Below are 21,593 nucleotides of genomic sequence, written 5' to 3'. Positions count from 1 at the left end.
GAGAGGAAAAAAATGAAAGTATTAGTAATTAATTGTGGAAGTTCATCTTTAAAATATCAACTAATTGATATGACAACAGAAGACGCTTTAGCAGAAGGACTTGTAGAAAGAATTGGAATTAATGGGTCAATCTTAACTCAAAAAGTTAAAGGTAGAGAAAAGTATATAGTAGAACAACCTTTAAAAGATCACCAAGATGCAATTGAATTAGTATTAAAGAGTTTAATTGATGAAAATCATGGTGTTATAAAATCAATGGATGAAATAAGTGCAGTTGGGCATAGAGTAGTTCATGGTGGAGAAAAGTATTCAAAATCAGTATTGGTAAATGATGAAGTTATGAAAAACATTGAAGAATGTATTAAATTAGCACCACTTCATAATCCACCAAATATAATAGGAATAAAGGCTTGTGAAGAACTTATGCCAAATACTCCTATGGTATGTGTATTTGATACTGCATTCCATCAAACTATGCCAGAAAAAGCATATATGTATCCATTACCATATGAATATTATACTGAAGATCATATAAGAAAATATGGTTTCCATGGAACATCTCACAAGTATGTAGCTAATAAAGTTGCAGAATTTATGAAAAAAGATTCAAGTGAATTAAAAACAGTAACTTGTCATTTAGGAAATGGAGTTAGTATTACAGCAGTAGATGGTGGAAAATCAATTGATACTACAATGGGATTTACTCCACTTGCAGGTACAATAATGGGTTCAAGATGTGGAGATATAGATCCAGCAATAGTTACGTATTTAATTAAAGAAAAAGGTTACTCAGCTGATGAAGTAAATGATATATTAAATAAAAAATCAGGTATATTAGGAGTTTCAGGAGTAGGAACTGATTTTAGAGATATAAGAAGTGCTATAGGAGATAATAACAAAAGAGCAATTCTTGCAACAGATATTTTTGGCTATCAAATAAAGAAACAAATAGGCGCATATGCAGCTATAATGGGTGGAATTGATACAATAGTATTTACAGCAGGGATAGGAGAACATGCTCCAGAAGTTAGAATAAGAGCGTTAAAGGGTCTTGAATTTATAGGAATAGAACTTGACGAAGAAAAGAATAACAGCCATGATATAGGTGAAGGTATTTTAATTTCAAAGGAAAGTTCTAAAGTAAAAATTTATGTTATTCCTACTAATGAGGAATTGATGATAGCAAAAGAAACTTTAGCATTAGTGTAAAAGCAATTTAATAATAAATTTCTTGACTTTTATCGACACACTTTATATAATAAATTGTGTTTGCTTAACAAATATAATATGTTTAAGGAGTGAGAAAGGACTTATTGTAAATAAATGAGTTCTACTGATTATGAAAGTACGAGTTTCAGATCTTATTTCAAGAAAAGAAAGAAGTAAAAAAATTGACTACAAATTTGAAATACCTAAATTTGAATTTGAAGGAGATGTAATCACTCCGGTAAGTAAGTGCGAAGTATCAGGAGTAATAACATCTGATAAAGATATTGTAATAATGAAAGCTAAAGTAAAAGTTACTTTAGAAATGAATTGTGCAAGATGTTTAGATACCTTTATCTATCCAATAGATATTGATATAGAAGAGAGGTTTGCCAATAATAATGATCTTCAAGAAGAAGAGGTTGTTATTGTGCTTGATGACATTTTAGACATCAGTCAAATAGCTGAATGCAATATAATATCAAGTTTACCAATTCAAAGACTTTGCAAGAATGATTGCAAAGGACTTTGTCAAGAATGTGGTTCAAACCTTAATAAGCAGCCATGCTCTTGTAATAAACAAGATGTAGATATTAGATTTGATGTTCTAAAAGGTTTTTTTGACAATAAGGAGGTGTAGTTATGGGAAATCCTGCAAGAAAGTGTTGTAGCGCAAGAAGAGATTCAAGAAGAGCTCAAACATTTAAAGCTAGCTTACCTGGCATAGTTGAGTGTCCTCAATGTCATGAAATGAAGCTTGCTCATAGAGTATGTAAAAACTGTGGATTCTACAAGAATAGAGAAGTTGTATCTTCAGAAAAATAAAAGAAAGTCTTTAGACTTTCTTTTATTTTTATATTAGAATATTATTAAGTAAAATATTTTGATATATGAATGTAATTTAATTAAAAATACTTTAAGATTAATTAAATTTATTAGGATTAATATTTTTAATTAATCTATTTTTTTATCATTTATAGAAAAAGAGGGGTTATGTTTATGAAAATAGCGATTGATGGAATGGGTGGAGATAATGCACCTAGCGCAGTTTTAGAAGGTATAGTATCAGCATTAAAAGAATATAATGAAATAACTTTTTATATTACAGGACCAGAAGATAAAATATCATTAGAACTTTCAAAATACGACTACCCAAAGGAAAAAATTATAATAATAGACGCAAAAGAAGTAATATCAACAAATGAACATCCCGTTATGGCATTGAGAAGAAAAAAGGATTCTAGTATTGTTAAAGCTTTAAATTTAGTTAAAGATGGAACTTGTGATGGTATAATTTCAGCAGGAAGTACTGGGGCCTTTTTAGCTGGGTGTACATTGATTGTAGGAAGGATTAAAGGCGTAGAACGTCCATCATTAGGTCCTATAATGCCTGGCAGAAGAGGAAACTTTATGATTGTTGATGCAGGTGCTAATGTAGATAGTAAACCTGAATACTTAGTTCAATTTGGTAAAATGGGAAGTATATATTATAAAAATGTATTTAATGTTGATAATCCAAGTGTAGGATTATTAAATATTGGATCAGAAGAAGAAAAAGGAAATGATCTTACAAAAGCAACTTATAAGTTATTAAAAGAAGAAAATTCTATAAATTTTGTAGGCAATATAGAACCAAGATATATTCCAACTGGAGATACTAATATTATAGTAAGTGATGGTTTTGCAGGAAATACAGCTTTAAAAATGTACGAAGGATCAGCTACTAATATTTTAGGTATGATAAAAGATGAAGTATTAAAAGCTGATTTAAAAAGTAAAATAGGTGTAGTATTGCTAAAACCTTTCTTAAAGAAAATTATGAAGAAATTTGACTACAAGGAATACGGTGGAGCACCTTTTTTAGGAGTAAACGGTATTTGTATAAAAGCACATGGTAGCTCTGATGGGAAGGCTTTTAAAAATGCAATTAGACAAACAAAGATTTTTTATGAAAATAATGTTTTAGATGAGATAAAAAAAGAGTTTGAAAATAAAAATTAAATCTTATTTATAAAGTTATTTAAATTAATATTGACTATGGAAAAAATATATACTATTATCTAACTGTAGAGTTTGGGAGGTGAAATAAATGTTTGAAAAAATTCAAAATATTGTAGCAGATAAATTAAGTATTGATTTAGGAAGTATTACTATGGAATCATCATTTATTGAAGATTTAAATGCGGATTCATTAGATATAGTGGAACTTATAATGGCCTTAGAAGATGAATTAGATATGGAAATACCAGATGAAGATGTTGAAAACTTTAAGACAGTTGGCGACGTTGTTAATTACGTAAAAGCTCATTACGATGAATAACATAATCCCGCAAGTTAGCGGGATTTTCTTTATAACTAGTTTATTCTTGAATTTGTTATGTTTTTATTAAATTTTATTTTTAGCAAGTTGAAGAATAAACTTCAAGGAGTGGATATAAATGAATAGATATAAATTTAATGATATAGAAAACCGCTTAGGAGTTTATTTTAATAATCCTTCATTAATTAAGACTGCATTAACACATAGTTCATTTGGTAATCAATTCAAAGATGCTAAATATAATGAGAGATTAGAATTTTTAGGAGATTCTGTATTACAGCTTTGTATTACAGAGTATCTTTTTAATAAATTTAAAGATAAATCAGAAGGTGAATTAACTAAAATTAGAAGTTTAATAGTTTGCGAAAATTCACTTTACGAAATAGCAAAGAAGTTAAGTCTTGGAGAATATATAAGAATGAGTAAGGGTGAAGAACTTACTGGTGGAAGAGAAAGAATGTCTATACAAGCAGATGCTGTTGAAGCAGTAATTGCAGCAGTATATTTAGACAAGGGAATAGGTTTTGTAAATGACTTTATATTACTTCATTTTGAAGAAATAATAAATAAAGCAATAAATAATGAAATAGTATTAGATTTTAAAACTAAATTACAAGAGTTGTTACAAAAGGATGGAGAAATTTTAATTCAATATGATTTAGTAAAGTATGAAGGTCCGCCTCATAGAAGAAAATTTTTCACTAATGTAATTATAAATGAAAAGGTTATGGGGATAGGAGAAGGATATAGCAAAAAAGAAGCTGAACAAAATGCAGCAAGAGAAGCTTTAAAGAGGTTAGAAAAAAAGTATGAGTAAAAATTATTATATTATCCCTATATTTGTACCGCAGGAAGGATGTCCACATAAATGTGTATTTTGTAATCAAGACAGAATAACAGGACTTAAAGATATAGTAACTACTGATATAGTAATAAAAACAATAGATGACTATTTAGAAACAATAACAAATAAAGATGCTATTATAGAAGTTTCATTCTTTGGTGGCACCTTTACAGCAGTAAAAGAAGAAAAGCAAAGAGCTTTTTTAGAAATAGCCAAAGGTTATAAAGATAAAGGCTTAATTGATAAAATAAGACTTTCTACAAGACCTGATGCAATTGATGACTATATACTTACTTATTTAAAGGAATACAAAGTTGATATAATAGAACTTGGGGTACAATCTTTAGATGATGAAATATTAAAAAAATCAGGTAGAGGTCATTATGTTTCAGATGTAGAAAAAGCATCATCTCTAATAAAACAATATGGTTTTGTTTTAGGGCATCAAATAATGCCAGGGTTACCAGGTGATACTTTTGAAAAAGATATTTTAACAACAAAGTTATCTATAAAAATGAAACCAGATATTTGTAGAATATATCCTGCATTAGTAATAAAAGATACACCTATGGAAAAAATGTATAAATTAGGTTCATATATACCATATACTTTAGACGAAGCAGTTGATATAAGTAAATCTATGTATCAATTGTATACTAAAAATAATATTCAAGTAATTAGAATAGGACTACAACCAACTGAAAGCATAAATGAAGGCGCAGATATAGTAAGTGGCCCGTTCCATCCAGCTTTTAGAGAACTAGTTGAGAGCAGCTTAATAGCAAACTTAATTAATTCTAATGTGAAAGATAAAGAAAGAGTTGAATTAAGAATAAATCCTAGAGATATAAGTAAACTATATGCTAATAAGAAAAAATATTTCAATAGCATAAAAAACAAGAATATTATAGTTAAGCAAGATTTTGAAGTTTCAAGAGGAAATTTAAAATTAATAACTAAAGAAGAAAATATTAACATTGCATATTAGCGAGAGGAAACTCTCGCTTTTTATTCTGTGAGCCTTTTATGAGAAATGATGAAATTTCTTAATTTTAAAAAGTTTATAATATATAAGAATAAAAAAGCCTTTTAATTGATATTTATTTAAAATTTTATTACATTGATATTTACGTGTCTTTAAGATAAAATTATTACAAATAAGGAGTGTTGTTTATGAAGAAGAAAACTAGAGAAAAGCTAAAAATTTTTATGGCTATTTTTATTATTTTAATTTTTATTATAGGATTATTACCAGCAGTATTTTTATAAGGAGTGGTGTACTTGTTTTTAAAATCCCTAGATATAAGAGGATTTAAGTCCTTTGCAGATAAGACAGAATTAAAATTCAACGATGGAGTAACTGCAGTAGTAGGCCCAAATGGTAGTGGGAAAAGTAACATTTCTGATGCTGTTAGATGGGTTTTAGGCGAACAAAGCGTTAAAACTCTTAGGGGCGGAAAAATGGAGGATGTAATCTTTGCAGGAACTCAATATAGAAAGCCTGTAGGATTAGCTCAAGTGTCTTTAACTTTAGATAATAGTGATGAAAAATTGTCAACAGAGTATAATGAGGTCACTGTGTCAAGGAGAATATTTAGATCTGGGGAATCTGAGTATTTAATAAATAACAAAAAATGTAGGCTTAAAGATGTGATAAATCTTTTCATGGATACAGGCATAGGTAAAGAAGGATACTCATTAATAGGACAAGGAAAGATAGAATCTATATTAAGTGGAAGACCAGAAGAGAGAAGAGCACTCTTAGAAGAAGCAGCAGGTATAGTTAAATTTAAAAGTAGAAAAGAAGAGGCAGAAAAAAAGTTAGCTAATACAGATAGTAATTTGGTTAGAATACGAGACATAATATCTACATATAGTGATCGTATAGAACCATTGAGAATAGATAGAGAAAAGGCTTTGAAATTTAATTTAATTTCTGAAGATTTAAGGAAGAACGAAGTTTCATTATTAGTTAAGTATATAAAAATAAAAGAAGAAGAGTTAAAAGAATTTGATAATGAATTAGAAAATAAGACTACGTTTATTAATGAAAAAAAAAGAGAATTAAATTTACTTAAGGAAGAATTGAAATTTTTAGAAGAGAACATTAATTTATTAGAAAAAGAAACAGAACAAGATAAAACTGCTTATTATAAATTAAAAGAATTAATTAGTGAAAATTCTAAGGATATAGAATTAAATAAGGAAAGAATTAAAAATTTGAAAGAAAAAATTTCAAAGAACGATGAAGAAATAGAAATTGTAATATTAAAGATTAAAGAATTAGAAGAAGCTAAAACTAATTTAAATAGTTATTTGGAAAATTATTTAAAAGATCAAAAGGAAAAAAATGAAGCTATTATTAGTCTAGAAAAAATAAAATTAACTCTTTCAAAAAAACAAGATGATATGGAAAAAGAGCTTTCTAAACTTAAAGAAGATGAATTTGAATTATTAAGAAGTAATTCTGAAACAAAGAACTCTATAACTTTAATAAATAAAGAAATTTTATTAAAAGAAGAGAAAAAATCTGAATTAGAAAAATCATATGAATTTATAAAGCATAACGTAGCTATAAATGGAGTTACTTATCAAAACTTATTAAATAAGATAATTAATGATAAAAAAGAGATAGGTTTATTAGAAGAAGAAATAAGTAAAGATAAAAGTTCTATGACTTCATTGATGACTAAATTAACTAATAAGCAAAAAGAATTAACTAATTTGAATAATTTGGTAACTAAGTTAGAGGCTAATAAAAACATATTAGAAAATTTAGAAAAACAATATGAGGGTTATAATAAATCTGTTAAGTATTTAATGGAAGCTATTAATAAAGGATTAATTAATAGTGTTAAAAATACTAAAATTCTTGGTGAAGTTTTTAAAGTTGATAAGAAATACGAGATAGCAATAGAGATATCGTTAGGTTCAATAATTTCTAATATTATTACTGAAAATGAAGAAAATGCTAAAAAATTAATAAAATATTTAAAAGAACATCATTTAGGTAGAGCAACATTTTTACCTTTAAATATAATAAAAGGTAAAAAGCTGATTTTAGATAATAGTATTACTAAAATTGAAGGATATCTTGGTATTGCTAGTGAAATTGTTTCTTATGAATCAACATATACAAATATATTGGATCATGTACTAGGTAGAACAATAATAGCAAAAGATATGAATTCAGCATTGCAGATAGCTAAAAATGGGAATTACAGGTATAAAATAGTTACATTAGAGGGAGAAGTTATAAGCCCTGGAGGTGCACTTACTGGAGGAAGTATATATACTAAACACAGTAATGTATTAGGAAGAAAAAGGGAAATTGAAGAGATATTATTAAAAATTGATACAACTAAAAAAAGTTGTGTTATTGTAGAAAAAGAAATTTTAAAAGTAAGAGAAGACGTAAAAAAATTAGATGAGGAAATATTAAATAAAAGAGATGAGGTTCACTATAAAAATATTGAAATAACTAAAAAACAAGGTGAAGCTGAGAGATTAAAAAATGATACTAATAAATTTAAAGATAATCTAGAGATAACTAAAAACGAATTCCAAAGAGTTGAAAAAGATATAGATAAATTAAATTCTGATCTTGAAAACAAAAAGTCTGAAATTAAAGTTATCGAAGATAAAAATACATTCAATAAAGATAGATATTTAAAATTAGAAAAATCTATTAAAGAAAAGAATAACGAGATAGATGAGAATACAAATAAGATTACGGAAATAAAAATTAATAAGGCAACATTAGATGAAACTATTCAAAATGAAAAAAATCAATTTATTAGATTAGAAAAAGAATTAAATGAATTAAGAGTGAAAGAAAAAGCGCTTTTAATTGAAAATAATAATAGTAATGAAAATCTTATAAATTTAGAAAATGATATAAAAAGTAAATTGACTGCTACTAATGAAAATAATGTTAAAATAGAGGCGCTAGAAAAACAGTTAAAATATAAGGAATTAGAAAAAGAAAAATTAAAAGAAAGTTCTTTAAAACAAGATAACTTAATAACTAATATGTTTGAGATGATAAATTTAAAGGAACGAGATATAAATAAACAAGAAGTTATTAAAGCTAAAAAAGAGATTGAAAAAGATAATTATTATAAAAAATTAAATGAAGAATTAGAATTGACATATGTAGAAGCTTTAGATATAGCAGAAGAAATTGAAAATGAAGAAAAAATTAAAGAATTAACTAAGAAATTAAAGATGCAAATAACAGCACTTGGGACAGTAAATTTAGCATCTATTCAAGAATATGAAGAAGTTAAAGAAAAATTTGATTTTATGTCTTCTCAAGAAAAAGATTTAGAATGTGCTAAAGAAGAATTAAATTCTGTAATTTACGAAATGACTATTAAAATAAAAGATCTATTTAAAGAAAATTTTAAAATGTTAAATGTAACTTTTAATGAAACTTTTAGAGAGTTATTTAAGGGTGGTAGTGCTGAATTGATTTTGTGTGATGGTGATGAATTAACTGCTAATATTGATATAAATGTTGAACCACCAGGTAAAAAGCTTCAAAACATAAACTTGCTATCAGGAGGAGAAAAAGTTTTATCTGCTATAGCATTACTATTCTCAATATTAAAGATGAAGCCAACACCATTTTGTATATTAGATGAAATAGAAGCTGCATTAGATGATGCAAATGTATATAGATATGCAGAATTCTTAACTAAATTTTCTAAAAACACTCAATTCATAGTTATAACTCATAGAAAGGGTACCATGGAAGTAAGTGATGTAATTTATGGTGTTACTATGGAGGAAAAAGGTGTATCTAAAGTTGTATCAGTAGATTTAACTGCCAGCTAAGGTCGCTTAATAAAAGATAGTGTTTTTGCTTAAAAGAATGTTTTTATATAAAACTTTAAACTTATTATTTATAAATTTAAATCATTATTATATACTTAAGAAGTGATTAATTTATAATTATAAGGGTGGAAATGTTACAGATGTTATTAGATAATAGAAATATATAAACTTAAAATTTTAGGAGGAATTAAATTTGTTTGGAAATTTATTTAATAAACTAAAAGATGGATTAACTAAGACAAGAGATGGACTAACTGATAAAATAAATGAAGCTTTAAAAATAGCTATAACAATAGATGAAGATTTATATGAGGAATTAGAAGAAATATTAATAACATCTGATATAGGTATGGATACTACAATGGATATTATTGAGAGATTAAGAAAAAAAATTCGTAAAGAAAAGATTAATGATCCTCAAGAAGTGAAACCTGCATTAAAAGAAGTCATAAAAGAAATATTATTAGAAGGCAATTATGAAGATAATGATGATGAAAAGAAAGTAATGCTTGTAATTGGAGTTAATGGAGTTGGAAAAACTACATCTATTGGTAAGCTTGCAGCAAAAAATAAGAGAGATGGCAAAAAAGTATTACTTATTGCTGCAGATACATTTAGAGCAGCAGCAATAGATCAATTAGAAGTGTGGAGTAGAAGAGCAGAGGTTGATTTGATAAAACATCAAGAAGGATCAGATCCCGCAGCGGTTGTATTTGATGCTATAGAAGCATCTAAGGCAAGAAATACTGACTTATTAATATGTGATACAGCAGGAAGACTTCATAATAAGAAAAATTTAATGAATGAATTAGAAAAAATTAATAGAATTATTGACAGAGAGTTAGATGGAGTTAAAAAAGAAACTTTATTAGTATTAGATGCTACAACAGGTCAAAATGCAGTAATACAAGCAAAGCAATTTATGGAGGTATGTCCTATTGATGGAATAATCCTAACTAAATTAGATGGTACTGCAAAGGGGGGAGTTGTAATTTCAATAAAACAAAGTTTAAATATACCTGTTAGATATATAGGTGTTGGAGAAGGTATTGATGATCTTCAAGAATTTGATGCTGAAAGTTTTGCAGAGGCAATAATTTAATAATAAAATAAAAAAAATATGACTGTTAAGTAAAAATACTTGACAGCTATATAAAATCCTGTTAAAATCTCTTTTGTGGGTAAGGTGATCTTATGGAAGACCGAGTTGAAATTTCAATGTTAATGGATTTATACAGTTCATTATTAACAGAGAAACAACGTAGCGTTATGGCATTATATTATGATGATGATTTGTCATTAGCTGAAATAGCAGAATTAAACAAAACAAGTCGTCAAGCAATTCATGATTTAATAAAAAGATGCGATAAACAGCTTCTATCATATGAAAGTAAGCTTAACTTACTTCAAAAGAGTATGAGAAGAGAAAAATATATTATGAATTTTTTAGAAGAACTAAAAGAGAAGTATTCTGTTAGTGATAAAGATTACTTAATGTTTAAAGAAAAACTAGAAAGTTTATAGGGAGGTAATTAAACATGGCTTTTGAAGGTTTAGGCGAAAAATTACAGGAGACTTTCAGAAAGTTAAAAGGTAAAGGAAAGTTAACTGAAAAAGATATAAAGGAAGCCATGAGAGAAGTAAAGCTTGCCTTATTAGAAGCAGATGTTAACTATAAAGTTGTTAAAGGATTTATCTCAACTGTTAGTTCAAAATGTGTTGGGAATGAAGTTCTTGAAAGCTTAACGCCAGGACAACAAGTTATAAAAATAGTTAACGAAGAACTTACTAATCTTATGGGTGGAAGTGAGAGTAAAATAAATTACTCTAGCTCAGGAACAACAGTAATTATGTTAGTAGGTCTGCAAGGAGCCGGTAAAACTACAATGTGTGGTAAACTTGCACTTGAACTTAGGAAAAACAATAAGAAACCATTATTAGTTGCATGTGATGTTTACAGACCAGCAGCTATAAAACAATTAGAGATTGTTGGAAAGCAAATTGAAATTCCGGTATTTTCAATGGGAGATAAAGTTAATCCTGTTGATATTGCAAAGGCTGGAATAGCTCATGGAAAAGATAATGGGAATAATATTATAATAATAGATACAGCAGGAAGACTTCATATTGATGAAGCTTTAATGCAAGAACTTCAAGATATAAAAGAAAATGTTAATCCATCTGAAATACTTTTAGTTGTTGACTCAATGACAGGTCAAGATGCAGTAAATGTTGCAGAAAGTTTTAATAAGGACTTAGATGTAACAGGTGTAATACTTACCAAACTAGATGGTGATACAAGAGGTGGAGCAGCTCTTTCAATAAGAAGCATCACTGAAAAGCCAATAAAGTATATAGGTACTGGCGAAAAACTAAGTGATTTTGAAGTATTCCATCCTGATAGAATGTCATCAAGAATTCTTGGTATGGGAGATGTATTGTCTCTTATAGAAAAAGCTCAATCAGCTATTGATGAAAAAGAAGCAGCTGATTTAGGTAAAAGAATGTTAAATCAAGAATTTAATTTTAATGATTATTTAACAGCTATAGAGCAAATGAAAAAACTTGGACCTCTAAATAAAATTTTAGAAATGATTCCAGGAATGAATTCTAAAGAATTTCAAAATGTAGATTTATCTAAAGGTGAAGATGCAATTAACAAAACAAAATCTGTTATTCATTCTATGACAGAAAAAGAAAGAAATAATCCTCATTTACTTACATCAGGTAATACTGCAAGCTCAAGAAAAAAAAGAATTGCAAGAGGAGCAGGTACAACAATACAAGAAGTTAATAAACTTGTAAAAAGTTATGATATGATGAAGAAAAATATGAAGCAAATGAAGTCGCTTCAAAAGCAGTCTAAAAAAGGTTTGTTTGGAAAACTACCTTTTTAAATAAATAATATCTTTTGAAGGAGGTGAAATTAAAATGGCAGTTAAAATTAGATTAAGAAGAATGGGAGCTAAAAAAGCACCTTTCTATAGAATAGTTGTTGCTGATTCAAGAAGCCCAAGAGATGGTAGATTCATCGAAGAAATTGGTTACTACAATCCAATAACTGAACCAGCTGAAGTTAAAATCAATGAAGAAAAAGCTAATAAATGGTTACAAGATGGTGCACAACCAACAGATGTAGTTAAGAAGCTTTTCACTCAAGCAGGTCTTAGCAAGTAATTTTGTGGAGGTGAGTTCTATAATTAGTACATATTAATTATAGAGGTTTATGAAAGAATTAGTTGAGTTTATAGCTAAATCTCTAGTTGATAATCCAGAAGCCGTTAGTATCAATGAGATAATTGGGGAACAATCAATAATCTTAGAGCTAAAAGTAGCTCCTGAAGATATGGGTAGAGTTATCGGCAAACAAGGGAGAATAGCCAAAGCAATTAGAACTGTTGTAAAAGCCGTAGCCATTAAACAAAATAAACGAGTTATAGTAGAAATCATTTAAAAAAAAAGAGTTAGGGTTACACCTAACTCTTTTTAAATATTTAAAATAAAATATTATGTAAAGGATGTGAATTTTTTGGAAGAGATATTTAAAGTAGGGCAGATCATAAATACTCATGGAATTAAAGGTGAAGTAAAAGTATATCCATTAACTGAGGATGTTAATAAGTTTAAAAAATTAAAAAACGTTTTAATTGATGGAAAAGAAAGAAATATACAAAGTGTTAAATTCCAAAAAGATAGAGTTATTTTAAAAATAGAAGGAATAGACACTATGAATGATGCTGAAACTTATAAACAAAAATATATTGAGATATTTAGAAGCAGTGCTCCTGCATTAGAGGCAGACACTCATTATGTTGTTGATTTAGTAGGTTGTATGGTATATGACACTGATAATATGGAACTTGGAAAAATATTTGATGTTATTAGTACGCCAAGCAATGATGTATATTGGATAAAGGAACCTAAAGAATTATTAATTCCTGTTTTAAAAGATATTGTTTTAAATATTGATATAGATAATAAAAAAATAGTAATAAAACCAGTTAGGCAGTGGCAAGATGAAGATTAGTATACTTACTCTTTTTCCGGAAATGTTTTCAATTTTTAATCATAGTATAATTGGTAGAGCTCAGGAAAATAATATAGTAGAATTAGAATTATTTAATATACGTGATTATACGTTAGATAAACATAAAAAGGTAGATGATTATCCTTATGGTGGAGGCGCTGGAATGGTCATGGCACCTCAACCAATTATAGATACTATAAGAAAAGCTAAGGAAAGTAATAATGGTAAAGTAGTTTTCTTAGGACCTAGAGGGAAAACATTTAATCAAAAAATGGCAATGAATCTTTCAAAAGAAGAAAATTTGATATTTTTATGCGGGCATTATGAAGGAATAGATGAACGTGTATATAAGCATATTGATATGGAAGTATCATTAGGTGATTTTATTCTTACAGGAGGAGAAATGGCGGCAATTCCAGTGATAGATGCTATTTTACGATTGATACCAGGGGTACTGGGAAAAGAAGAAAGTTTTATGGATGAATCTTTTTCTGATGATTTATTAGAATATCCTCAATATACTAGGCCATATGAGTTTGAGGGGGAGCATGTTCCAGAAATACTTTTATCAGGCCATCATGAGAACATAAGAAAATGGAGAAGACTACAATCTTTGGACCTAACTAAAAAGAGAAGACCTGATTTATATAAAAATGTTATTTTAACAAAAGAAGATAAAAAACTTTTGGGAAGAAAAAACAAATAAAATTTATTGAAACAAATAAAAAAATATGTTATGATTAAAAACGTGCTAGTACGGGCGTTCCTCTGTCATGCATATATATTTTGTTAAGAACGTCAAATTATCTTTAAGGAGGGAATGCACAATGAACGAAATAATAAGAGCTATTGAAGCTGAACAATTAAGAACTGACCTACCAAACTTTAAAATTGGTGACAATGTAAAAGTTTATGTTAAGGTTACAGAAGGTACAAGAGAAAGAGTACAAATGTTTGAAGGTACTGTAATTAAGAAACAAAACGGTGGATTAAGAGAAACTTTCACTGTAAGAAGAGTTGCTTATGGATGCGGTGTTGAAAGAACATTCCCAATGCATGCACCAATAATCGAAAAGATTGAAATCTCAAGAAGAGGTAAAGTAAGAAGAGCTAAACTTTACTACTTAAGAGATAGAGTTGGTAAGGCTGCAAAGGTTAAAGAATTATTAACTAGATAATTAGATTAAAAGGTGGACTGATTCAGTCCTCTTTTTTTCTATAATAAATTAATTAGAAGCTTAAGCTTCTTTTCTTTTAATATAGAAAAAAATAAGCATAAGGAGGAAATGAAATGGCAATTAACTGGTTTCCAGGACATATGAAAAAAACTCAAAGAGAAATAAAAGAAAATTTAAAATTAGTAGATGCGGTTATTGAAATAAGAGATGCTAGAATACCAAGAAGTTCTGCTAATCCGGATATAGATAGTTTATTACAAGGTAAGCCAAGAATAATACTTTTAAATAAAAGTGATTTAACAGAAGGCAAAGTAACAAAAGAATGGATTAAACATTTAACTAAAGATGATGTTAAAGTATTAGAGGTGAATTGTTTAAAAGGAGACGGATTAAAAGCAATAAAACCAATGCTATTATCTTTACTTAAAGAAAAACATGATAGATTAAGAGCAAAGGGCATGGTAAATATAACAACTAGAGTTATGGTTGTTGGAATTCCTAATGTTGGTAAGTCTACATTTATAAATAAAATGGCTAGAAATAGTATTGCTAAAACAGGAGATAAACCAGGAGTTACTAAAAGCAAGCAATGGATAAAAACATCAATAGGCATAGAACTTTTAGATACACCAGGTGTATTATGGCCTAGATTTGAAGATGAAGAAACAGCATTAAATTTAGCTTTTACAGGTGCTATAAAAGATGAAATAATGGATATAGAAGAACTTTCATATAAGCTTGTTGAAAGATTACAAAGCTTTTATAAAGATAATTTAAAGGAAAGATATAAAATAGATGAAGTTTCTGAAGATCCATTAGAAACTTTAAATGCAATAGCTAAAAAAAGAGGTACATTAGTTTCAGGAGGAGAAATTAATTACAATAGAATAGCTGTTATACTATTAGATGAATTTAGAGCTGGAAGAATAGGAAAAATTTCATTAGAACGTCCAGGTAAAATAAATGAATAGTTTACTTGATTTAGAAATAGATAAATTATCATATAAAATTATAAAAGAAAAAACTTCAGAAATATCAATTTCAGATAGCTATAAGTCTGAAGAATTAAAGATGATAATTAATAAATTATTAGATGATAAAAGAAAAAATGTATCATCTTTAGGAAAGAGCATGCAAAAACACTTGGATTCATATATAAAAGAAATGTATAGAGTAAAATCTATGTATGACTTTGATAAATCTTTTGGAAAGTTCAAATATATAGCAGGTGTTGATGAAGTTGGAAGAGGACCATTAGCAGGACCTATTGTAGCGTGTGCAGTGATTTTAGATCTAAATGTTATTGATGAAGATTTAATATTATATTTAAATGATTCTAAAAAATTAAATTATACAAAAAGAGAAGAATTATCAGAAATAATTAAAGAAAAAGCATTGGCATATCATATATCTCTTTCATCAAACAAAGAAATAGATGAAAGAGGAATAGCATTTGCTAATAATAATGTTTTTTTAGATTCGTGCAATAATTTAAGCGTAAGACCAGAATTAGTATTATCAGATGGATACTTAGTAAAGAATATAGCTATAGCTAATAAATTTGTAATAAAGGGCGATACTAAAAGTGCAAGTATTGCAGCTGCATCTATATTGGCAAAAGTATACAGAGATAATATGATGAAGGAATATTCAATTAAATATCCACATTATGATTTTGAAAATAATATGGGTTATGGAACTCAAAAACATATAAATGGATTAAAAAAATATGGAAAATGTGAAATACATAGAAATAGTTTTTTAAATAATATATTATGACAAATACCTTGTAAAATAATGGGGCAATTATTTTACAAGGTATTTTTAAGTTCTAAAAGCATCTTTTATATGATTAATCTTATAAGATGAATCAAGTTTATTAAGATATACTTCTATAACATCAAAACGTACATTAAAATTGTAAAGTTTTTTATAATTTATATAGGATTTTGTAACTTTTATAATGTTTTTTTGTTTGTTTATAGATACGGATTCTCTTGGAACTCCAAATTCATAATTATATCTACCTTTAACTTCTATTATTATTAATATAGAATTTTTTATGCATATAATATCTATTTCTCCTAGAAAATTTTTAAAGTTACATTCAAGTATTTTAAAATTATTCTTTATTAGGTAATTACATGATAATTTTTCACAATAAGTTCCGATGTCTTTATTAAATTTTTTCATTAATATAAGCTCCTTAAATATATAAATTTTTATTAAATGTAATATAAAAATTATGTTAAGAATAATAATATACAAAATATAGTAAAGATTATTGACATGAATTAAAAAAATAAATCATTTTTATTAAAAGGATTAATAAAAGTTTATATGTCTATAATGTTAATGGGTGATTTAATATGTCTATAAAAATAATAAGTGCCACACAAAATGGTTTAGAAGGGTTATTAATAGAAGTAGAAGTTGATATATCAAAAGGCTTACCATCATTTTCGATTGTTGGTCTTGCAGATACTTCTGTTAAAGAATCTAAAGAGCGTGTGAGATCAGCAATTTTAAATAGCGGATATGATTTTCCGCTAGGAAGAATAACTATTAATCTAGCACCAGCAGATACAAGAAAGATAGGATCTCTTTTAGATTTGCCTATAGCATTAGGAATACTTATGGCATCTAATCAAATAGAATGCAATAAAGTAAACGATTATATAATTTTTGGAGAATTATCGTTATCAGGAGAATTAAAAGCAGTAAAGGGAAGTATACCTATAATAATTGAAGGAATAAAAGAAAGAAAAAATAAATTTATATTTCCTTATGAAAATTTAGAAGAGAGTTATTATTTCGATGAAGGCGAATATTATCCATTTAGAAATTTGAAAGAAGTAATATCATATGTCACATACAAAGACTTATTACCGTGCAGAATTTCTAAAAGTGATATTGAAAGAAAAGATATTTTAGAGAGTTTGGATTTTGGTGAAATAATAGGACAATACTCATCAAAGAGAGCCCTGGAGATTTCAGCGGCAGGGAAACATAATATTTTATTATATGGAGAACCAGGATGTGGTAAAACAATGCTTGCTAAAGCTATAACATCAATATTACCACCACTATCTAAAAAGGAATTATTAGAAATAGCTAAAATATATAGTGCATCTGGTCTTATGGAAAAAAATACTTTAATAAATCGTCCTTTTAGATCTCCACATCATACTACAACTAAAAGTGCTTTGATTGGAGGAGGAAAAGAAGTAAAGGCTGGAGAAGTAACTTTAGCGCATAATGGAGTGCTTTTTCTTGATGAGGTATTAGAGTTCAAAAAGGATGCTTTAGAATCATTAAGAGAGCCATTAGAAGAAAAAGAAATAAATATAGACAGAATCAGTGGGAACTATACAATGCCAGCCAACTTTTTACTTATTGGAGCATTTAATCCTATTGAAGAAAAAGATGAAAGCATATTAGAAGGTGGTTTATATTCTAGGTATAATGCAAAAAAATATTTCAGAAAATTTTCTACTGCTTTATTAGATAGAATGGATATCTTAAATTTTGTTCCAAGACTTAAATATGATGATATTGAAAAGAGAAAGGATTCATACAATTCTAAAGTTATGAAAGAAAAAGTTCTTAAAGCTAGAGAGATTCAAGAAGAAAGATTTAAAAATACAAGATATAAATATAATTCAGATATAAAAGGAAAAGATATATTTGACATATGCAAGATGAGTAAAGGATGTAGTGATATTTTAAAGCATTATTATAATACATCTAGTGTATCAATGAGAGGATATAGTAAAGTTATTAAATTAGCACAAACAATAGCAGATATAGATTGCAGTAAGGAAATTTTAGAGCAACATATAATTGAAGCGTTTAATTATAGAAGAAATATAGATGGAGAGATTATATAGTAAATATAAGGAGAATCTAAATGTTAAACTATGAATTATGGTTTATATTATTAGATATAAGCAATAAGGAAAAAATGAATTTGATAGATGAGTATGAAACAGAAGAAAATATATATAACAATTTTGAAAATATATTAAAAAGAAATAAAAAATTACAAAAAAAACTTGGAAATTTTGAAAAGAATGATTTGGTTTATGAAATTATATCTGTAAACAATAAATTAAATAAAGAAGGTATAGGATATATAACATACTCTAATCCTTTATACAAAGAGAGATTGAAGCAACTTTCACCAGCACCATGTTATTTATTTTATAAAGGAAATATTGATTTGATAAATGGTAAATCTATAGCTATTGTAGGAGCAAGAAAATGTTCAAATTATGCATTAGCAGTAACAAAGCTCTTGACAAAGGAGATTATTACTAATAATATAACGCTTATAAGTGGTGGTGCAAGAGGTGTGGATTCCATAGCTCATAAATGTGCTTTAGAAAATGGAGGAAAAACTATTATAGTTTTAGGATGTGGTATAGATGTTGTATATCCATCAGAAAATAAAGGTCTATTTTCAAAAGCCATTGAAGATGGGTTGATTATTTCAGAATTTCCATTAGGAACTAAACCTCTAAAGCATAATTTTCCATTAAGAAATAGAATAATAAGTGGTTTAAGTGATGTTGTTATAGTTGCAGAAGCAAGTGAAAAAAGTGGATCATTAATAACTGCTAGAATAGCTCAAGAACAAAACAAAGATGTATTGGTTGTGCCTGGTTCTATTTTATATGAAGGAGCAAAAGGTTCTAATATGTTGATCAAAGATGGATGTGATGTTTTAAGTAGTAAAGAGGATTTAAATAAATTCTTTAATACAAATCACATAAATATTGAAACGATGAAAATTAGACCAGAAAAAAGAGAAATATTAGATATGATTACAGATGCACCAATTCATATAGATGACATATTTAAGAATAGTTGTGTTGACAGAGGGGCTTTATATGCGTTATTATTTGAAATGCAAATAAAGAATGAGATAATTTGCCTTCCTGGTAATTACTATATAAAAATAATTTAAAACAAATTTAGGGGGTGAGTACTTCATAAAATTTTTTATGAAGTTATAAATATGGGTCAAAAACTTGTAATCGTTGAGTCGCCAGCAAAAGCAAAAACAATTGGTAAATATTTAGGGAAAAATTACATTGTAGAAGCTTCTATGGGTCATGTAAGAGATTTACCTAAAAGCAAATTAGGTGTTGATATAGAGAATAATTATACACCCAAGTATATAACAATCAGAGGTAAGGGTGAATTATTAGATAAGTTAAAAAAAGCAGCTAAAAAATCTGATAAAATATATTTGGCAACTGACCCCGACCGTGAGGGAGAAGCTATATCATGGCATTTAGCTAATATTTTAAAGATACCTGAAAATGAAAAATGCAGAATAGTTTTTAATGAAATTACTAAAACTGCAGTAAAGGGTGCTATAAAACAAGCTAGAAGTATAGATTTAGATTTAGTTGATGCTCAGCAGGCTAGAAGAATATTAGATAGACTTGTTGGATATGAGATAAGCCCAATTTTATGGAAAAATGTAAAATGGGGTCTTAGTGCAGGTAGAGTTCAATCAGCAGCATTAAAATTAATTTGTGATAGAGAAGAAGAAATAAAAGCATTCATACCTAAAGAATATTGGTCTGTTGATTGTGTATTAAGAAAAGATAGAAAGAAATTCCCAATAAGACTTTCAACTTATAAGAGTAAAAAAATTGAAGTTAACACAGAAGAAGAAGCTAATAAAATAAAACAAGAACTTGAAAATGATAAGTTTATTATAAAGGCTATAAAAAAAGGTAATAAGGTTAAAAATCCATTACCACCATTTACAACAAGTACACTTCAACAAGATGCTAGCAAAAAGTTGAATTTTATGACTAAGAGAACTATGTCAATTGCACAGGCTCTTTATGAAGGTATAGAAATTAAGGGATATGGAACTGTTGGTTTAATTACTTATATGAGAACAGATTCTATGAGAATATCTCAAGAAGCTCAAGAAAATGCAAAAACATTTATTGAAAATACTTATGGTAAAGAGTATTTGCCAAGTGCTCCTAGAATATATAAAGGAAAGAAAAATATTCAAGATGCGCATGAAGCTATTAGACCTACATACGTAGAAATTACACCAGAAGTAGCAAAAGAAAATTTAACTTCAGAACAATATAAACTATATTCATTAATTTGGAATAGATTTGTAGCAAGTCAAATGTCATCATGTGTACTTAATACAAATTCTATAGATATACTAAATGGAGAATATAAATTTAAAGCATCAGGATCAACAATAAATTTTGATGGATTCATGAAAATATACGAGTATTTAAATGAAGATGATGAAAAGTCTGTTACATTACCTGTTTTAGAAGAAGGGGAAGAATTAAAAGTTGTATCTATAGATGAAAAACAACATTTTACACAGCCTCAACCAAGATATACAGAAGCATCTTTTGTTAAATTGCTAGAAGAAAAAGGAATAGGAAGACCTAGTACGTATGTACCAACAATATCTACATTAGTTGGCAGGTCATATGTTATTCGTGAAAAGAAAAACTTAATTCCAACAGAACTAGGATTTATAGTAAACAATATAGTTAGTGAATACTTTACTCAAATAGTGGATGCAGATTTTACAGCTGATATGGAGAAAAAGCTTGATAATGTTGAAGAAGGAAGTGAAAGTTGGACTAAAATAGTAGAAGAATTCTTCACACCTCTAAAGGTAGCAATAGAAAAAGCCGAAAAAGAAATATCAAAGGTTGTAATAGAAGATAAAGTTAGTGATGTTAAGTGTGATAAATGTGGTCGCATGATGGTAATAAAAAGAGGACGATATGGTGAGTTCTTAGCATGCCCTGGATACCCAGAATGTAAGAATGCTAAACCTATAGTAGAAGAATTAGATGTACCATGTCCTGAATGCGGAAAAACTATAGTTGTTAAGAAAAGCAAAAGAGGAAAGAAATTCTTTGGATGTTCAGGATATCCAGAATGTACTTTTGTTAGTTGGTATGAACCAGTAAAGGAAAAATGTCCCAAGTGTGATTCTTATATGGTACTTAAATATTCAAAAACTAAAGGAAAATATATCAAGTGTTCTAATGGAGAGTGTGATTATACTAAAGAACTTAAAGAAGATAAAAGCGAATAATTTTAATTATGAATTTTAACAGTTCTATTGTGTCGAAATAAAAAAAATACTGTTGTAAAGCACTAGTTTAT

The 21,593-nt window shown here is 27.6% G+C and carries 23 protein-coding genes; 22 read left to right on the top strand and 1 reads right to left on the bottom strand.

The window, feature by feature from the left end; all coding sequences use genetic code 11:
• Positions 1-12: 12 nt before the first annotated feature.
• The 19 genes from NG901_RS06290 (at position 13) to rnhB (ending at position 16,193) form a co-directional block, all read left to right on the top strand.
• The gene (locus NG901_RS06290) at positions 13-1,209 is read left to right on the top strand and encodes an acetate kinase (protein ID WP_252212884.1); all 1,197 of its coding nucleotides are present in this window, start codon (positions 13-15) and stop codon (positions 1,207-1,209) included.
• A gap of 130 nt (positions 1,210-1,339) precedes the next feature.
• Entirely contained in the window at positions 1,340-1,846 is a 507-nt protein-coding gene (locus NG901_RS06285) for a YceD family protein (RefSeq protein ID WP_252212883.1), read from the top strand.
• A 2-nt stretch (positions 1,847-1,848) separates the two neighbouring features.
• The gene (gene rpmF, locus NG901_RS06280) at positions 1,849-2,031 is read left to right on the top strand and encodes a 50S ribosomal protein L32 (protein WP_003372794.1); all 183 of its coding nucleotides are present in this window, start codon (positions 1,849-1,851) and stop codon (positions 2,029-2,031) included.
• A gap of 174 nt (positions 2,032-2,205) precedes the next feature.
• A complete protein-coding gene (gene plsX, locus NG901_RS06275) occupies positions 2,206-3,207 on the top strand; it encodes a phosphate acyltransferase PlsX (protein ID WP_252212882.1) in 1,002 nt (333 codons plus the stop codon).
• A gap of 88 nt (positions 3,208-3,295) precedes the next feature.
• The gene (gene acpP, locus NG901_RS06270; protein ID WP_252212881.1) at positions 3,296-3,526 is read left to right on the top strand and encodes an acyl carrier protein; all 231 of its coding nucleotides are present in this window, start codon (positions 3,296-3,298) and stop codon (positions 3,524-3,526) included.
• Between the two features lie 118 nt (positions 3,527-3,644).
• Entirely contained in the window at positions 3,645-4,343 is a 699-nt protein-coding gene (gene rnc, locus NG901_RS06265) for a ribonuclease III (protein WP_252212880.1), read from the top strand.
• Positions 4,336-5,358, top strand: a complete 1,023-nt coding sequence (locus NG901_RS06260; protein ID WP_252212879.1) for an elongator complex protein 3 — start codon at positions 4,336-4,338, stop codon at positions 5,356-5,358. The genes rnc and NG901_RS06260 overlap by 8 nt, the downstream gene beginning before the upstream one ends.
• 185 nt (positions 5,359-5,543) lie before the next feature.
• On the top strand, positions 5,544-5,639 hold the full coding sequence (locus NG901_RS06255; RefSeq protein WP_017826126.1) for a hypothetical protein: 96 nt from the start codon (positions 5,544-5,546) through the stop codon (positions 5,637-5,639).
• A 12-nt stretch (positions 5,640-5,651) separates the two neighbouring features.
• Positions 5,652-9,209, top strand: coding sequence for a chromosome segregation protein SMC (gene smc / locus NG901_RS06250; protein WP_252212878.1), 3,558 nt, complete (start codon positions 5,652-5,654; stop codon positions 9,207-9,209).
• Positions 9,210-9,402: 193 nt separating this feature from the next.
• Complete coding sequence (gene ftsY, locus NG901_RS06245; protein ID WP_252212877.1) at positions 9,403-10,311, top strand: signal recognition particle-docking protein FtsY; 909 nt, start codon at positions 9,403-9,405, stop codon at positions 10,309-10,311.
• Positions 10,312-10,403: 92 nt separating this feature from the next.
• Positions 10,404-10,733, top strand: a complete 330-nt coding sequence (locus tag NG901_RS06240) for a putative DNA-binding protein (protein WP_252212876.1) — start codon at positions 10,404-10,406, stop codon at positions 10,731-10,733.
• Between the two features lie 14 nt (positions 10,734-10,747).
• A complete protein-coding gene (gene ffh / locus NG901_RS06235; protein ID WP_252212875.1) occupies positions 10,748-12,106 on the top strand; it encodes a signal recognition particle protein in 1,359 nt (452 codons plus the stop codon).
• A 34-nt stretch (positions 12,107-12,140) separates the two neighbouring features.
• On the top strand, positions 12,141-12,386 hold the full coding sequence (gene rpsP, locus NG901_RS06230; protein WP_252212874.1) for a 30S ribosomal protein S16: 246 nt from the start codon (positions 12,141-12,143) through the stop codon (positions 12,384-12,386).
• Between the two features lie 49 nt (positions 12,387-12,435).
• Entirely contained in the window at positions 12,436-12,663 is a 228-nt protein-coding gene (locus NG901_RS06225; RefSeq protein ID WP_003371032.1) for a KH domain-containing protein, read from the top strand.
• A gap of 75 nt (positions 12,664-12,738) precedes the next feature.
• Positions 12,739-13,236 carry a ribosome maturation factor RimM gene (gene rimM / locus NG901_RS06220; protein ID WP_252212873.1) on the top strand — a complete coding sequence of 166 codons (498 nt, stop codon included), beginning with the start codon at positions 12,739-12,741 and terminating at the stop codon, positions 13,234-13,236.
• On the top strand, positions 13,226-13,942 hold the full coding sequence (gene trmD / locus NG901_RS06215) for a tRNA (guanosine(37)-N1)-methyltransferase TrmD (RefSeq protein WP_252212872.1): 717 nt from the start codon (positions 13,226-13,228) through the stop codon (positions 13,940-13,942). The genes rimM and trmD overlap by 11 nt, the downstream gene beginning before the upstream one ends.
• A gap of 121 nt (positions 13,943-14,063) precedes the next feature.
• Positions 14,064-14,414, top strand: a complete 351-nt coding sequence (rplS, locus tag NG901_RS06210; RefSeq protein WP_003371296.1) for a 50S ribosomal protein L19 — start codon at positions 14,064-14,066, stop codon at positions 14,412-14,414.
• 113 nt (positions 14,415-14,527) lie between these two features.
• The gene (ylqF, locus tag NG901_RS06205) at positions 14,528-15,385 is read left to right on the top strand and encodes a ribosome biogenesis GTPase YlqF (RefSeq protein ID WP_012424674.1); all 858 of its coding nucleotides are present in this window, start codon (positions 14,528-14,530) and stop codon (positions 15,383-15,385) included.
• Complete coding sequence (rnhB, locus tag NG901_RS06200; protein WP_252212871.1) at positions 15,378-16,193, top strand: ribonuclease HII; 816 nt, start codon at positions 15,378-15,380, stop codon at positions 16,191-16,193. Before ylqF ends, rnhB begins: the two co-directional genes overlap by 8 nt.
• A 45-nt stretch (positions 16,194-16,238) precedes the next feature.
• Here the strand turns inward: rnhB and NG901_RS06195 are convergent, their stop codons facing one another.
• A complete protein-coding gene (locus NG901_RS06195; protein ID WP_252212870.1) occupies positions 16,239-16,607 on the bottom strand; it encodes a YraN family protein in 369 nt (122 codons plus the stop codon).
• 176 nt (positions 16,608-16,783) lie between these two features.
• On the opposite strand from NG901_RS06195, the gene NG901_RS06190 reads away from it, so the two are divergent.
• Genes NG901_RS06190 through topA form a run of 3 tightly spaced genes read left to right on the top strand, consistent with a single transcriptional unit; the run spans position 16,784 to position 21,522 of the window.
• A complete protein-coding gene (locus NG901_RS06190) occupies positions 16,784-18,304 on the top strand; it encodes a YifB family Mg chelatase-like AAA ATPase (protein WP_252212869.1) in 1,521 nt (506 codons plus the stop codon).
• A gap of 20 nt (positions 18,305-18,324) precedes the next feature.
• The gene (gene dprA / locus NG901_RS06185; RefSeq protein WP_252212868.1) at positions 18,325-19,383 is read left to right on the top strand and encodes a DNA-processing protein DprA; all 1,059 of its coding nucleotides are present in this window, start codon (positions 18,325-18,327) and stop codon (positions 19,381-19,383) included.
• A gap of 51 nt (positions 19,384-19,434) precedes the next feature.
• Positions 19,435-21,522 carry a type I DNA topoisomerase gene (gene topA, locus NG901_RS06180; protein ID WP_252212867.1) on the top strand — a complete coding sequence of 696 codons (2,088 nt, stop codon included), beginning with the start codon at positions 19,435-19,437 and terminating at the stop codon, positions 21,520-21,522.
• Positions 21,523-21,593: the final 71 nt, after the last annotated feature.

Origin of the sequence: Clostridium sp. CMCC3677 (assembly GCF_023845585.1) — a bacterium.
GTDB lineage: Bacteria > Bacillota > Clostridia > Clostridiales > Clostridiaceae > Clostridium > Clostridium aquiflavi.
The sequence above is the reverse complement of the archived record's forward strand: the minus strand, read 5'-3'. Positions and strand labels throughout refer to the sequence as shown.

What these genes read in the sequence shown, in the direction of transcription:
- NG901_RS06290 (WP_252212884.1), top strand. Translation starts at nt 13, where the DNA reads ATGAAAGTATTAGTAATTAATTGTGGAAGTTCATCTTTAAAATATCAA.
- NG901_RS06285 (WP_252212883.1), top strand. Translation starts at nt 1,340, where the DNA reads ATGAAAGTACGAGTTTCAGATCTTATTTCAAGAAAAGAAAGAAGTAAA.
- rpmF (WP_003372794.1), top strand. Translation starts at nt 1,849, where the DNA reads ATGGGAAATCCTGCAAGAAAGTGTTGTAGCGCAAGAAGAGATTCAAGA.
- plsX (WP_252212882.1), top strand. Translation starts at nt 2,206, where the DNA reads ATGAAAATAGCGATTGATGGAATGGGTGGAGATAATGCACCTAGCGCA.
- acpP (WP_252212881.1), top strand. Translation starts at nt 3,296, where the DNA reads ATGTTTGAAAAAATTCAAAATATTGTAGCAGATAAATTAAGTATTGAT.
- rnc (WP_252212880.1), top strand. Translation starts at nt 3,645, where the DNA reads ATGAATAGATATAAATTTAATGATATAGAAAACCGCTTAGGAGTTTAT.
- NG901_RS06260 (WP_252212879.1), top strand. Translation starts at nt 4,336, where the DNA reads ATGAGTAAAAATTATTATATTATCCCTATATTTGTACCGCAGGAAGGA.
- NG901_RS06255 (WP_017826126.1), top strand. Translation starts at nt 5,544, where the DNA reads ATGAAGAAGAAAACTAGAGAAAAGCTAAAAATTTTTATGGCTATTTTT.
- NG901_RS06240 (WP_252212876.1), top strand. Translation starts at nt 10,404, where the DNA reads ATGGAAGACCGAGTTGAAATTTCAATGTTAATGGATTTATACAGTTCA.
- ffh (WP_252212875.1), top strand. Translation starts at nt 10,748, where the DNA reads ATGGCTTTTGAAGGTTTAGGCGAAAAATTACAGGAGACTTTCAGAAAG.
- rpsP (WP_252212874.1), top strand. Translation starts at nt 12,141, where the DNA reads ATGGCAGTTAAAATTAGATTAAGAAGAATGGGAGCTAAAAAAGCACCT.
- NG901_RS06225 (WP_003371032.1), top strand. Translation starts at nt 12,436, where the DNA reads ATGAAAGAATTAGTTGAGTTTATAGCTAAATCTCTAGTTGATAATCCA.
- trmD (WP_252212872.1), top strand. Translation starts at nt 13,226, where the DNA reads ATGAAGATTAGTATACTTACTCTTTTTCCGGAAATGTTTTCAATTTTT.
- rplS (WP_003371296.1), top strand. Translation starts at nt 14,064, where the DNA reads ATGAACGAAATAATAAGAGCTATTGAAGCTGAACAATTAAGAACTGAC.
- ylqF (WP_012424674.1), top strand. Translation starts at nt 14,528, where the DNA reads ATGGCAATTAACTGGTTTCCAGGACATATGAAAAAAACTCAAAGAGAA.
- rnhB (WP_252212871.1), top strand. Translation starts at nt 15,378, where the DNA reads ATGAATAGTTTACTTGATTTAGAAATAGATAAATTATCATATAAAATT.
- NG901_RS06195 (WP_252212870.1), bottom strand. Translation starts at nt 16,607, where the DNA reads ATGAAAAAATTTAATAAAGACATCGGAACTTATTGTGAAAAATTATCA.
- NG901_RS06190 (WP_252212869.1), top strand. Translation starts at nt 16,784, where the DNA reads ATGTCTATAAAAATAATAAGTGCCACACAAAATGGTTTAGAAGGGTTA.
- dprA (WP_252212868.1), top strand. Translation starts at nt 18,325, where the DNA reads ATGTTAAACTATGAATTATGGTTTATATTATTAGATATAAGCAATAAG.
- topA (WP_252212867.1), top strand. Translation starts at nt 19,435, where the DNA reads ATGGGTCAAAAACTTGTAATCGTTGAGTCGCCAGCAAAAGCAAAAACA.